Below are 13,224 nucleotides of genomic sequence, written 5' to 3' on the forward strand. Positions count from 1 at the left end.
AGGCCAATTCCGGCGTGCATCCGCGCGAAATCCTCGCCCGTCAGTCCGGCCTGTGCGGCTGCCGCTTCAGTGGCCTCCATGATGGAACGCCAGGCCTTCTCGAAGCCAATTCGCGTCGTGGCAGGCCCCGAGGTGGCTAACCCGAGTACGTTGCCGTTTTCGTCCTCGATCCGGGCGCGGCAGCGGGTTCCACCGCCGTCAATGCCGAGATACATGGTACCTTTTGTTTCCATGGAAGGTTAACACCAAGGTTTCGCTCCGGGTCCCTCCCAAAGACCCCTAGTGAACATATGAGTCTTGTACTCGCCCCACGAGTTCGTGACTGCCACTCTCGGATCAACACTAATGGGCCAGGTTAGTTCTTCCTCTCTCACGATTGCCGCGCAGCACATCTTTGATGGTGCCGACATGCGCGGGCCGGGGTCGGTCAGGATCTCGCAGGGGCGGATTGAAAGCATCGCCTTCGGCCAGGTGGAGGCGCACGCCACCATCCACGCTCCCGCAGACGCGATCCTCGCACCCGGCTTCATCGACATTCAGGTCAACGGAGGCGGGGGCGTTCTTCTCAACGATCAACCAACGGAGGCTGGCGTTCGACGCATCGTTGACGCGCACCGCAAGGAGGGCACCACGGGCTGCTTGCCGACCCTCATCACCGATCGCAGCGAGGTCATCGAGCGATTGGCTGCAGTCGCCCAGGCTTGTCTGAAGGTTCCCGGCGTTCTCGGCTTTCATCTGGAAGGACCGGCCCTCAACAGGATTCGCAAGGGCATTCATCCGGAAGCCGAGATACGGGTGCCCGATCGGCGCGATCTCGCCGCGATCAAAAGTTTTGGAGGCCGCGGCCGCTCCGTCGTGACCTTGGCCCCGGAATGCGTGCCTGCATCCATGATCGATGAACTGATCGGCGCCGGATTGCGTATCGCGGCCGGCCACAGCGACGCCACCGCAGCCGAAATCGGGCAGGCGGTCGATCACGGTCTCTCGGGGGTGACCCATCTGTTCAATGCCATGTCGCAGTTGAACGCCCGGGAGCCGGGCTTGGTGGGCGCTGCGCTTGACGATGACCGGCTGTTTGCAGGGATCATCTGCGACGGTATCCACGTTGACCGCGCCGGTTTGCGTGTTGCCTTCCGCTGCAAGGGACGCGATCGATTGATGCTGGTCACCGATGCCATGTCACTGGCGGGCACGAACGACCGGCAATTCATGCTGCAAGGAACGCCGATCACGTTGCACGAAAATCGCGTGACTGGCCCCGATGGTACACTCGCGGGCGCTCACCTCACCATGATCGAGGCGGTGCGCAACGCTGTTGCGCTGCTCGGAATCTCCCTTGTCGATGCCCTCATCATGGCCTCTCGGACGCCCGCGACATTTCTAGGTCTTGAGTCTGAGCTTGGACGAATCGCGCCCGGATACCGTGCGGACCTTGTCGCCTTCAGTCCGAACTTTGAAGTCGTCGGTACATGGATAGGTGGCGTCGGTTCGATGTCCGAGCCGAGCGAGACTTCTCACCGAGGTTAGATGCGCAATCATCCCATCATCGTGCAAAAATATGGCGGTGTCTGCCTTGAAACACCGGCGAAAATTCGCGCGGTTGCGCGCAGTCTCGCCGACCTCCATGGCCGTGGTCATCGTGTCGTGGCGATCGTCTCGGCCATGGGCAAGACCACCGACCAATTGATTGATATGGCTTATCAGGTAAGCCCGACTCCCAATCGACGCGAACTCGACATGCTGCTAACGACCGGTGAGCGCATCAGCATGTCTCTGATGAGCATGGCGCTTTCCGACCTCGGCGTGCCCGCGATCAGCTTCACCGGCAGCCAGGCCGGTGTGATGACCGACGGCTCCCATTCCTCCGCACGCATTGTGGATGTACGGCCCATTCGCGTGCGTGAGGAACTTGATCGTGGACGCGTCGTGGTGCTGGCAGGATTTCAGGGCGTGAACCCGGCGACCAGGGAAATCACCACCCTCGGCCGTGACACGACGGCCGTTGCGATGGCCGCTGCGCTGAAGGCCGAACGCTGTGAAATCATCAAAGATGTCGACGGAATTTGTTCGGCCGATCCGCGCATCGTGCCGGAAGCAAAGCCCCTGCGGCAAGTGGACTTCGCATGCCTGTCCGAAATGTGTTTCTGGGGTGCAAAGATCCTGCATTTTCGCAGCCTGGAGCTGGCGCAAAGTCAGGATGTGCCTCTGGTTCTGAAGCAGTGGGGCGGCACTGAAAATAGCACTCAAGTAATGAAAGAGGTTGCAGGCATGGAAGACGGAAAGATTCTGGCCGTTAACTCGATGGCTCGCATTGAGCACGTGGAGATCGATTCCCAAGATCTCCATCACGGTTTCGATAAATTCGCGCAGCATCTCAAGCGGAATGGCCTGTCCTGGCCGCAGCTCCTGGCCGCGAACTTCGCGGTTGGAAAAACCATCATGACCATGGCCTGTGATACAGAGTGGCTCGACGCCCTGTTGCTCACGCTGGAGGGAAATAAGGATCTGCGCCAGCAGCGCGAAGCCTCAAGTTCGGTGAGTCTCACGTGCTCCGGCGGCGTTTCGTCGGAATTGCCTTTCAAGGCGTTGCAGGTCCTCGGACTTCACGGGATTGTGCCCGACAAGTACGTGTTGTCGCCGCACTCTGTCAGTCTGCTTGTGCCTGTGGAGAACCGGGAGGCCGCGGTGAAGGCGTTGCATTCCCTTGTCCAGCAAACATAGGTTTGAGAAGCAGGGTCTGTTTATTGTTAGCTTCTAAGTCGGTAACGAGAATCTTCGCTGCGTCGAATCTCACCATTGTCCCGAGACCAAGCTTGGGCGGGCGATATCCTGTACGCCACGCGAGGTCCTGCTGACCGCCGGGAGACTTTCCGCTTCGAACGTAAAGTCGGTTCAGAGACAGACTGGACGGGAACAAATTGGGCAAAGGAGCTGGAAGCAGTAGAGGAAGAAGCCGGAGCCTCTGCCATAACGACCTCGGGTTGGCGCACGATCGTTGGCAGGCTGGTAACATACACAACTTTTTCTGGCCATTTATGACTGGACATTACCCGTATGATCGTCTTGTCGACCTGACCTTCCCGTCCAAACGATGCTGGAAGCCGAGGAAGATACAGATCTGCAACGAAAAGAAGTGCCATTAATGCGCTTCCGACTCCGAGCAAATATTGTCCAAGAGGCACTTCGGATTACCCTGCAAGAAGCGAACAACAAAGAGGTCGTTTTTATAAGGGTGCATTACTCAATTTGTTCCGAAGGCTGCTCCCGCTTCGAGGGCTTTGGTTTAGCGGCCAGACGCTGAGGCCAACCGGACCACGGCCTTCTTGGTGGATTTCGACCCGTTATGCATTCGCGCGGCCAAATGAGCCACTTTCGATTTTCTCGGCTTTGCTTCTGCGAGTTTGGACGACATACGAGCCCTTTCTGTAGCTATTTTTCTTGAAGCGCTTCGGGCTGCGATCAGTCTCGCTTCTGCCTCATCTGCTTCCGCCTTCCGCAGCATCTCACTAACAGAAAACGTGAGTTTGACGGGGACTTCAGCAACCCGGTCGTGCTTAGACTTCGAAAGCCCACCAACTCCATCACATGGCGCTAGTCGTGGAAGGTCTGTCGGTACGGAGATCATCTTTGATTCTGCTAGCCAATCTTCCGCTTTGTTGCCTGTAATAATCTTTACGTATGCACGGGTTTCCTGCGGAAGCGGCCCGCGGCGTGACAACCATTTCTCGAGTCTGCCGCCTCCCGCATTGTAAGCCGCCGCAGCGAGCCCGAGATTTCCAAACCGGTTATGAAGCTTGCGAAGGAATTGTGCCGACGCCGGGATGGCCTGGAGGGGTCGAAAGGATCGCTTAGCCCTTCTTCGGCAGCCGTCTGCGGCATGAATTGCGCAATTCCTCTCGCTCCTGCAGAACTAACTACTTCAGAGCGAAATCTACTCTCCTGCCAAAGAAGGCGTGCGAAAAAGCTGATGGGAATTCCGCTTTCCTCTGCTGCAGTTTTTATCGCTTCACACACTCGGTTCATCGAGAACGTTGCTTCATCTCCAGACGAGTCGCTGTTTACGCGGGCATATTCGCTTAGGCTCTCGTCTAGAACAGGCACGGCATAAAGCGGCGAAGCAGAGTCAGAAGACGTCGACCTGGTCGAAACTGCTACACCCTTGTTGTCGGTTTCAATCTTGTTTGGGTCTATGTTTGGAACGGTGGAAATTTCAACAAGCGATCCAGCCCACTTCTGGGCGTCGAAACGTTCCTGATTAAAATCGACGGTAAAAATAAAGGCGGCAAGCAAGGCGGTGGCGAGATCGCATTAAATCCATCCGTTTGGGAAATGGCGCTCGGATAGAGGCTAGATGTGGAGATTTAGGGGGTAAATTGCGGCGAGGAAGTGATTAGAATATCTGAACTGGGCTCTTTCCGCGAGTTTCGTGTTCGGAACTTAAGACGACTGTTGAGTGGGAAGAGACGGCAAATCTGTGCCTCCAGTAGCCTCCACAATGCCGTTTACACGGTCGTTCTGCATTCACGGCCGTCACATAGATTTTGCCCAGTCGGGAACAATCGGCCATCCAGGACATTCTAAATAGAATTATTCGAAAGCTCGGCACTGCTCGCTCGGCATCGCATGAGCTGACAGAAAGGATTGGCACCTGAACCTGGGAAGCTTTCTCAGAGCGAGGGCCTTCTAATGCGCAACGTATTGAGCATAACAGCTGCGGCTGCTCTCTTTTTCCCAATCGCCGGCTTTTCGCGGTCCATTGAAATTGAACCAGGCGGGGTACGAGTGGACGATGGTCGAGCCCGACGAGGCGGCGGGCAATGTGAGCAATTACGCCAAGCTTGTGAAAACAAAGATAGGCTAGGCGAGCGTGGGGAAGGTAATTGTCGCACCTATCGTGAAACCTGCCAAAGACCAGTCGCCCGGGACGTGTGCGGCGAATTGAAAGCGGCTTGTCTCAATAAGGACAAGCTGGGTGAACGGGGCGAAGGAAACTGCCGCCGTTACCGGGAACAGTGCAGGGGCCGTCGATGACCCGGCGAAGAGTACTGCTAATGCTGGCCGGCTTGGTCATTGCGGTATTGTCTGGATTCTTTGCCTTGAACGAAAATTTTCGGATAGAGGCCAAGAATGGGCCGGCATCAACAATCGGCAGATCCGGAGACTTTAAGTCACCGGGTGGAACTCCCGAAGCAAGTGAGCGTGGCCGCATCTAGATGCGTATCGGGACTCGTTGAACGCGTATTCTCTCATTAGCATTGCGCTCGCCGGGTCCACAAAAAGAGTGCAGGTCGCCGCCCTAGTCGACCGACCCTTTCTGCTATCTCATTCCTTGGGCGCAGTCGTACTTGACGTTGCCATGGTGAGAAGATCGACGGCTGCAGGCCCTAGTTCTTGCATCTCCTCATTCTCGACAGACTCCGGCCGCACGTTGGTAAGCAATAGCCGTGGCGCAGGCATCAGTCACGGTTACCAACTCGATCGTCTTTGTGTAATCGGTCGGTGTGAGAACCAATCGAATCGTCGTAGCGGACGTAGTCGGCTACTGTCGATGTCCGCCCCAGCCCTTAACAGACCTCAAGCCTGTGAGGGCCGCGAGAGGCTCAGTGGATCAAAACGATTGTTCGCTTCGATATGAAGTTGGGAGAGCGAAGAACTTATATCACAGCACTCAGAACCACGTCTGCTCTCACCACTAACATCGCAAATCTCAGCGTTGCGTCTGCGTTGTGCCACGGTGACATGGGATCGCACCAACAAATGAAAGAGGCCACCATCTGAGGCGGCCCCTCAATCCCGGTTTGCGGAACCGGCATTATCGCATGTGCAGGCTTATCGATGGCTTCGACATTACCGGCTGGTGCACGGCGTCCACAGACGGCCGCCCAAGCCTTGCAAGTACTTTTCGGCGGCATCGATTGCCATACTAAGCATACTACCACCGCTGACGACATCGAGTTCGTTGATGCTCAACTCAGAGGCTTGGTCATGTCTCTCTCCTGCCGTTCCATTATTTATGAACGGGGTCAGTCGGGCGGTCGGTCGAACGGCGAAGGTCGCCGGGCCCTCCAAAGAGGCCACGAAGCCAGCTGATAATGCCCCCGGCGCTGATCGTCTCCAGTTCGGCATCCGTCAACGCGTCGATTTCCGAGTACGAAATTTCGTCTTTTGAATTGATCATTGCAGTTCTCCTGTTTGCTGGGGAGGGCATCCCTCAATCCGTGGTCGGAGAGTACCCGGGCTCCGTTGCACCGACTGTGCTGAACGTCACACAGACATCACACTTCAAATGAGGCCACTGCATTTCAAACTAGGGCGCTTGGGCGGAGTTACCGTGATGCCGGCCTCGTGACATGCGAGGATCTGGCTGCTGAAGTAGCCGATCGGCAACCGCCTCGAGCGTCTCGGTCTCGAGAACGGCCTTAGCTTTGCATGGCCGTATTAGCCAGTTGAGCCCGATCTGAGCCGCTGTTCGTTCCTCATGCGTCACAATCCACGGCGACATGCATACTGTAGCCGACGACGCCGGAACCAAGGCCACTCGTCGCCATCGATCGACTGTCGGGATCGGCAGAGAGATTTGCTAGTCGGGCGGCGCGAGCATCTGCTTCTCATGGACGGCAATGATCAGGAGCGAGCCGGCCCAATAGCCACATGACCTCGACCTTGCGGCCGCCTCGCGCTCGAGCCGCCTGCTCTACTGCACCCGGTAAACAGTTGATGGCGGTCTAGGCATACGCTCTCTCACCTTCTTTCGTGACCAAACTATTGAGAGGAGAGGAACTGAGCCGCGCCAAATTGTTTTTTTTCTTATCGCCGTTCTGTTTGTTATCTTGCCGCCGGCTGACGCGGCATGACGGCGCGGCCCTCGGTCGTGCACTCGCTCATCAGCTTCCTTGTCCCCGAAGGAAATTCTAACCGAACGGGTGGCCGTCGCGTCCGCGCGTGCGCAGAAGCGACATTCCAACGGGCTGCGGCCTGCATTGGAGAAACCACCGAGACGAAGCCCAAGCCTCACTCCCCCAACAAGCAGCACGCTCTCATCGCAAGTACGGATCCCTCCGGGCGCGTCTCCGGTCAGTTGGTGGAACAAACCTTGACCGTCTTCAGCCGGTCTCGGCTTCCGTGCGCGACTTGTAGACGGTGCCGGAAGGGCTGACGATGGTCGTCTGACTTTTTTGTCGACGATCGTGCACTTGTTTGTCTTCACGTCTTGAGCGATGTAGAATTCGTCTGCCGCCAAGGCGGGAGTAGCGAATGCGCAATGATACCCGCCGCCGCAATCAATCTTTCATGAGTTTCCCTAAACGAAAGCCGGCGTTTTCGCCGGCGCGAGGCAACGGGAAATTCGGCATTCGTTTCTCGTCGGGGAACCTTGCCGGTCGCGTAGATCCGGTTCACGCCGCGGCATCGAAGGCCGCCGATTTCTTGCTCGCCTTCTGCCGCCCGCGCTCGATTCCGTCTTTGAGGCAACGACGAGGCCGCGCTATGCCGCACGCCGGTGGGGCCCTACAGCTCCATTCACGATTGCCTGAAACCTCCAGGAGTTTGGGTTTGAAAAGCTGGCGAGACGCCGGCTTCAATTTTCGGAGTTCCGGGTCTTCCTTGACGCTGCCGGGGTTAGAATTTACGGCAATCTTGAGTATGAGCGTCGACCTTAGGTCCTGAACAACTGAGCGTTGCAGCAACGTCCTCGGCCCAGAGCTCCCTCATTATCCGCTCCGCGTAGCGGAGCTCTCCAACAGAGGGCCCAGCGCGTCGCCAAGGCTCCGGCCCTATCGTTAACCGAGAACCTTGACCGACCAGCGAAACGCGGCGTCTAGTTGCCGAAGGACCCTCCACTTTGTCGGTGTTCATCACCACCAAATGCCAGTATGGGCGCGTCCTGGCGTACAGCCTGTTCTATCTGTTGCTGGCGTTTAGCTCTTTCTGCCTGCCACCTTGCTTTGCGTTCGGCATATCGCTTGCGACGTTCCCGCTGTTCCGCTTCAGCCATTCTGATTTCCATCTTCTGGACCTGCTTTTCGGCGGGCGGCTGGGCTTCCTTCACCGGCTGTATCTGTGGCAGTGTTGACGGTTGCGGCCCAACAGCAATCTGTCGCGGTGGCTGCGGCGCAGCAGCAATCTCTTGCGGCGGCTGCGCTGCCTCAGCAGTGGAGGGCAAGACTACTCGAGCTGGTGATGGAGGTTCCGCTGAAACTCGGTTCTGATACCCACTCGATTCCGTTAGCGCTGATTTGGCCATCATAAGCCCGCCGCCAAAGCCTGCGCTGAGGATGATGAAAGTGGTTCCCATCCCTGCGAAGAAAATACCCGCGTTAGATGCCATGGCGGCGTCTCCAGTGATAAATAATGAACTCAGGAATATCCGGATATGTTCCAGTCGGGAAAAACTGGTAACGGCCTCTATTTGAATAAGGGCGTGTGAGGTCGCATTCCTGGTTCATGAGGGGAGGCTGCGACGCGAGCGTCGGTGGGAAGCGCTGCGATCGCTACAGGGCGAGAAGGCGATCGGGCACTGAACCTTTAGACAAGGTGGGCCCGAGGCCGGCATGAGCTGCGTTGGGTTCCGTTGGACCAGGGGCCTCGTATTGGCGGAGATACTGCTGCGCCATCCGCCTTGCGGTGAACCTCTTCTCGAAATGCCTACGCACCTGACACCGATCGAGCTCGGAAAGCCTTCCAATCGCCTGGATGGCTCTGCTTCCCCGATACGACAAAGCCGGTGATGCCGTCGTCGACGGCCTCCGGCACGAGCCGGGCATCGACCAGCCACGCTACCTCGCGCGCTTTTTCCATTTTTTCCGTTGTCAATAATCCCGAAAGCGGCCGGAAGTTGCCTCGCCTGATGGCGTCCTAGAGAATGAATTCGATGAACGCCTGTTCATCCCGGCGCGATTTCGGTGGCGCTCAACCACACGGGCAGGCGAGCTTGCCCGTGAGCCCAAAGCGCTCCGACCGGGAACAAGTGGCAACGGCCGCAGTTTTGCACAACTTGTCGCATTCAGCGGCTGGAGAAAATCGATGAGAAAATTGATCTTGGCGGCTGCGGCCGTTGCTTTGCTGTCGACCGGCGCAACGGCGCAGACCACGGTTACCACTGGCGCCTCGCGCGCCGCAGTTCAGATCGAGCCGGAGGCTCGTACCAGGATCAAGAGCTATGTGACTGAACACAAGCTTCGTCCGGTTGCGGTTAAGGAGCGCATCGCCGTCGGCGCAACCGTGCCGAACGATGTCGAGCTGGTGGCGGTGCCGTCCGACTGGGGGCCGTCGCTCACGAAGTATCGATATGTCTATTCGAGCAACCGCGTTCTGCTGGTGGATCCTGGCAGCCGCGCGGTAGTGCAGGAAATCGACTGACGTAAGCTTGCTGCCTGCGTTAGCAGGCAGCCATTTCCCAAGATCGCAAGCGATTCGCGATTAGAGGGCAGCAGTGGCCGTCGTCATGACACGCGTTGTGCGGGCGGTCGCAAGGACGAAGTGTGTTAGGCTCGTATCATTGTCGTCGGTTTGGAAAGGCGAGCTGCACGGCCGTTCATCAATTAAAATTCGGATGCCGCTCGGCTTCGCGCGGAACCCAAGCCGTCCTACCGGTTGAATGTTCCAAGAAAACAGGAAGGATTCGACCATGAAGAAAGCTGCATTGGCGCTAGCTGCGGCTTGTCACCATTGGCGTCACTGTGGCGTCGCCGTCACCAGCTGAAGCACGGTGGCGTGGTGGCTGGGGGCCGGGTATCGCTGGCGGCCTCATTGGTGCAGCCATCATCGGTGGCTTAGCTTCTAGTTCCTACGCCTATGGGCCAGGCGATGGATACTACGGCTATCCATACGCCAGGGGCTACGCGCCGGCCTATTACGACGGCTATGGCTACGGTCCTTATCCGTGGGGCGGCTACACAACCGCCTATTACGGCGGGTACGCGCCGGCCTATTACGGCTATCGCTACCGCCGCGTTGTTCGACCGGCATTCGCCTTCTACGGCGGCGCCTATCCCCGGCGTATGTACCATCGCCACCACTGGTGAACAGGCTCGTGCCGCCAGGCTGGCGCGCGATAGCTGGCGCCGAGCCTTTGGTTCTGGCCCGCTAAAAGCGATGATTTAACCTGGAACCGTGGTGTCATGGTCATGAGGCATCACATAGGTGCGTCGCGGCATGAAGTTTCAAAGCCTGTCACCGACGGAACGATCGCATCACCACCCGGTTTCTTCGGACACTCTCGCTTCTGGAAGCACGTCGGTCTGTCCGGCACTTCATTCTCTTCGGTTGAAGAGCAAGCGAGCAACTCACGAGGAGGAGCAGATGACGAACCGAATGAAGAGCAGGTTTCTGATTACAACGGCGGCGTTGCTCGCCGGCGCAAGCCTTGCGTCCGCGCAAGGTCCGATTGGCGGGGCCGGCGGCGGCGCTGGCAGCGAAAAGGGAATATCGCAGAGCGCACCCGGCGCTTCGCGCAGTGAAGGCATGACGCAGGGCCGTGCGACGGAATCCCGGGAAGATGGCCGGGCCGAAGGTCCCGCTGCACGCGAGGCCGAATCCGGCCGCGCCCAACGCGATGAGCCTGGTATGCGTGACCGCGGTCGAGCCGAGGGCCCGCGCGACAGCAGCAACAAGGGTCAAGCCGTGGGTCAGGGACGATCTGATCGCGATGATGCGCGGCACTCGCAGGAGTCCAGCAAGGAACAGCGCGACACCAGCAAGGATCGGGCACAGCAGCAAGGTCAGAAGGACCAAACGGTGGGTCAAGGACGATCCGACCGCGACGATGCGCGGCGATCGGAGGATCGGACCCGCGACACGGGCAATGCCGATAGCAAGCAGGCCCAGCAGCCGTCTCGTCAAAACCAGAGCGGATCGGGTCAGAACGCCCAGGATCAGAATTCCAGCTCGGGCACTGGCCAGAATGTGACGCAAGGTCAAACGAACCCGCCTGCGCCGGGCCAGGCCGCTGCGCCCCAGCAGGGCCAGACAGCGCCTGCGCAAGGCCAAGCCGCAGCGCCTGGGCAGGGCCAGACCACGGCCGCCGGCCAGACGCAAACCCGCACCAACTTGACCGCGCAGCAGCAAACAACGCTACAGCAGTCGGTGCTTCAGGCGAGCAACGCCCCGCGCGTTAACGCGAACTCCATCAACTTCCAGGTCCACACCGGCGTGGCGCTGCCTTCCAGCATCTCGGTCGTATCGGTCTCGACCTATCCGGCGCTGATCGATGTGTTCCCTGCGTACCGCGACTACAGCTTCTTCGTCGTGGAAGATGAAGTCGTGTTCGTCGACCGTGACCGGCGCATTGTTGACGTGGTCCCCGCCGGCCCGCGGACGCGTTTTAGCCGCGGCGGAGGCGGTCAAGGCAGCAGTGCTAGTGTCGCCGCGGTCGACCTTCCGCCCGACGACATCCGGGTCGTGCAACGGGTGTTGATCGAGCGTGGCCTTCTGCGCGGCGAAGCGGACGGCATCCTGGGTACGCAGACCCGCGATGCCATCAGCGTGTTCCAGCGGCAGCAGGGCATTCAGGTGACTGGCAGCGTCGACGCCACCACAGTGTCATCGCTTGGCGTGTCCGGCCGGCTGAGCCAGCAGGCGAACCAGAGCATTGGCCAGTCTCAGTCGTCGACGACAGGCGCTCAGACGTCAACGAGCGGTCAGGGACAGGCCGGCACTAGCGAGGCTCAGAGCGGCCAGCAGCAGCCGAGCCAGCAGAACGCGGCAGGCCCCAACCAGAACCCTGGCCAGGCGGCGACTACACCTCAGCAGAACCAGCCGCCAACGACGACGGGCCAGAGCACCGTTCCAAATCAGCCGAACACGACGGGACAGGCTGCTGCTCCGCAGACGCAGAGCGGAAATCAGCCGACGGTGAACCAGAACTCGCCGTCGCAGTCAATGCAGGGGCCCGGTTCGTCACCGAGTCAGCCGGCACAGAGCGGCACGCCCAGCAGATAAATCGCAGATGAGTTAACGCCTTCGGGAGCTCCGCAATCGGCGGGGCTCCTTCTCTATCGGAAGGAAACTCTGTCAGCAGGTGCCGCGGCTCGCTGTCCGTGCTGTTGTTAATGACGCCTGCAGCGTTGCATCGTCTTGCCTATCACGGAGAAGATGATACCCGTTTTTCGAGATCGGGTCGAGGCTTGTAGTCGTTGCGGCGCTGCCGCTGGCTCTTGGTATTTCCGCCGACATCGCCGTCGTGCTTTACAAAATCACTGAGAGAAGCGACCTTTCCCTCCTGGGTGCGGGCGTGGCAGCAGTAGTCTTCGTAGTAGCTTGGTACCTGTACCTCTGTTGGCGCGAAAATGAGCAAACCCGGCAATGAAAAGGCTGTTGATGCAATTTGATGTTCTCATCGTCGGCGGTGGACCCGCGGGATTAAGTGCCGCGCTCATCCTGGGAAGGTGCCACCGGAAAGCGCTGCTCTGCGATGAGGGCCGCCAGCGGAATCTGAGCTCGCACGCCATCCACGGCCTAGTTGGACGGGAAGGGCGGTCGCCGTCAGATTTCCTTGACGAGGCGCTGGACGAGCTCTCACGCTATAAATCCGTCGAGGTACGCGGGACACGGGTCACCGATATCGTTCCTGCCGACGAGGCCTTTAAATTCGTATGCGCGGACGGGACGCATGGCACGGCCTCGAAAGTCCTTCTTGCGAGCGGGCTCGTTGACGAACTCCCGGAAGTTGCCGGGCTCGAACCCCTCTACGGGGTTTCGGTACATCACTGTCTCTACTGCGACGGTTTCGAATATGCTGGGAAGCAGGTAGCTGCCTACGGCAGGGGCGATAAGGGCGCCGAGCTTGCCATCATGATGAAGCACTGGATGCCCGATGTGGTGGCCTGCAGCGATGGTACCGAGGTCAGTGCGAAAGTGGTCCGGAAGCTCGAAGAATACAAGATTCCGCTGCGATCGGAGCCAATCCGCTACCTTGAAGGCGCGGACGGGGAGCTTGCCAAGATAGTATTTGAGAGCGGGCCTGAGCTCCGCCGCGCCGGTTTATTTTTTTCGACTGGCTGCCGTCAAGCGTCTGACCTGTCCGAAAGTCTCGGGTGCGCGCGTAATGAAAAAGGAGGCGTCGTCATCGATCCGGACACCGAAGAAAGCAGCGTCCCCGGTGTCTATGTTGCAGGTGATGTGTCCCGCGACGTCCTCCTCGTCGCGGTCGCCATAGCGGAAGGCGCTCAGGCCGCCGTTGCGATCAACAAGGCGTTCCTGAGGCGTGACGGATTTAGCGAATAGCAT

The 13,224-nt window shown here is 58.9% G+C and carries 10 protein-coding genes and 1 pseudogene; 6 read left to right on the top strand and 5 right to left on the bottom strand.

From position 1 onward, the window contains the following. The coding region (locus JQ609_RS33175) for a BadF/BadG/BcrA/BcrD ATPase family protein (protein ID WP_283813908.1) at nucleotides 1-233 on the bottom strand (233 nt) is incomplete at its 3' end. Between the two features lie 112 nt (nucleotides 234-345). Here JQ609_RS33175 and nagA point away from each other — a divergent pair. Together nagA and JQ609_RS33185 are read left to right on the top strand one after the other, a co-directional pair. Beyond that, complete coding sequence (gene nagA / locus JQ609_RS33180) at nucleotides 346-1,527, top strand: N-acetylglucosamine-6-phosphate deacetylase (RefSeq protein ID WP_212276805.1); 1,182 nt, start codon at nucleotides 346-348, stop codon at nucleotides 1,525-1,527. Further along, nucleotides 1,528-2,721 carry an aspartate kinase gene (locus JQ609_RS33185; RefSeq protein WP_212276806.1) on the top strand — a complete coding sequence of 398 codons (1,194 nt, stop codon included), beginning with the start codon at nucleotides 1,528-1,530 and terminating at the stop codon, nucleotides 2,719-2,721. A gap of 562 nt (nucleotides 2,722-3,283) precedes the next feature. On the opposite strand, the pseudogene JQ609_RS33190 reads toward JQ609_RS33185, so the two are convergent. The 4 genes and pseudogenes from JQ609_RS33190 to JQ609_RS33205 all read right to left on the bottom strand — a co-directional run bounded on the left by JQ609_RS33190 (nucleotide 3,284) and on the right by JQ609_RS33205 (nucleotide 8,796). Then, nucleotides 3,284-4,023, bottom strand: a pseudogene (locus JQ609_RS33190) (lytic transglycosylase domain-containing protein). A 1,984-nt stretch (nucleotides 4,024-6,007) separates the two neighbouring features. Beyond that, nucleotides 6,008-6,178, bottom strand: a complete 171-nt coding sequence (locus tag JQ609_RS33195) for a hypothetical protein (protein ID WP_212214879.1) — start codon at nucleotides 6,176-6,178, stop codon at nucleotides 6,008-6,010. Nucleotides 6,179-7,816: 1,638 nt separating this feature from the next. Next, entirely contained in the window at nucleotides 7,817-8,326 is a 510-nt protein-coding gene (locus JQ609_RS33200; RefSeq protein WP_212214882.1) for a hypothetical protein, read from the bottom strand. Nucleotides 8,327-8,643: 317 nt separating this feature from the next. Further along, nucleotides 8,644-8,796, bottom strand: a complete 153-nt coding sequence (locus JQ609_RS33205; protein WP_212214885.1) for a hypothetical protein — start codon at nucleotides 8,794-8,796, stop codon at nucleotides 8,644-8,646. 225 nt (nucleotides 8,797-9,021) lie between these two features. Here JQ609_RS33205 and JQ609_RS33210 point away from each other — a divergent pair, with 225 nt between their 5' ends. From JQ609_RS33210 to JQ609_RS33225, 4 genes are all read left to right on the top strand, one after another. Next, nucleotides 9,022-9,357 (top strand): DUF1236 domain-containing protein, encoded by a 336-nt coding sequence (locus JQ609_RS33210; RefSeq protein WP_212214916.1) that lies wholly within the window; start codon nucleotides 9,022-9,024, stop codon nucleotides 9,355-9,357. 320 nt (nucleotides 9,358-9,677) lie between these two features. Then, on the top strand, nucleotides 9,678-10,022 hold the full coding sequence (locus JQ609_RS33215; protein WP_312014599.1) for a hypothetical protein: 345 nt from the start codon (nucleotides 9,678-9,680) through the stop codon (nucleotides 10,020-10,022). Between the two features lie 277 nt (nucleotides 10,023-10,299). Beyond that, nucleotides 10,300-11,937 (top strand): peptidoglycan-binding protein, encoded by a 1,638-nt coding sequence (locus JQ609_RS33220; protein WP_212214888.1) that lies wholly within the window; start codon nucleotides 10,300-10,302, stop codon nucleotides 11,935-11,937. Nucleotides 11,938-12,300: 363 nt separating this feature from the next. Next, nucleotides 12,301-13,221 (top strand): NAD(P)/FAD-dependent oxidoreductase, encoded by a 921-nt coding sequence (locus JQ609_RS33225; RefSeq protein WP_212214890.1) that lies wholly within the window; start codon nucleotides 12,301-12,303, stop codon nucleotides 13,219-13,221. Nucleotides 13,222-13,224: the final 3 nt, after the last annotated feature.

This window comes from Bradyrhizobium sp. AUGA SZCCT0169 (assembly GCF_018130085.1).
Classification (GTDB): domain Bacteria; phylum Pseudomonadota; class Alphaproteobacteria; order Rhizobiales; family Xanthobacteraceae; genus Bradyrhizobium.

What these genes read in the sequence shown, in the direction of transcription:
- nagA (WP_212276805.1), top strand. Translation starts at nt 346, where the DNA reads ATGGGCCAGGTTAGTTCTTCCTCTCTCACGATTGCCGCGCAGCACATC.
- JQ609_RS33185 (WP_212276806.1), top strand. Translation starts at nt 1,528, where the DNA reads ATGCGCAATCATCCCATCATCGTGCAAAAATATGGCGGTGTCTGCCTT.
- JQ609_RS33195 (WP_212214879.1), bottom strand. Translation starts at nt 6,178, where the DNA reads ATGATCAATTCAAAAGACGAAATTTCGTACTCGGAAATCGACGCGTTG.
- JQ609_RS33200 (WP_212214882.1), bottom strand. Translation starts at nt 8,326, where the DNA reads ATGGCATCTAACGCGGGTATTTTCTTCGCAGGGATGGGAACCACTTTC.
- JQ609_RS33205 (WP_212214885.1), bottom strand. Translation starts at nt 8,796, where the DNA reads ATGGAAAAAGCGCGCGAGGTAGCGTGGCTGGTCGATGCCCGGCTCGTG.
- JQ609_RS33210 (WP_212214916.1), top strand. Translation starts at nt 9,022, where the DNA reads ATGAGAAAATTGATCTTGGCGGCTGCGGCCGTTGCTTTGCTGTCGACC.
- JQ609_RS33220 (WP_212214888.1), top strand. Translation starts at nt 10,300, where the DNA reads ATGACGAACCGAATGAAGAGCAGGTTTCTGATTACAACGGCGGCGTTG.
- JQ609_RS33225 (WP_212214890.1), top strand. Translation starts at nt 12,301, where the DNA reads ATGAAAAGGCTGTTGATGCAATTTGATGTTCTCATCGTCGGCGGTGGA.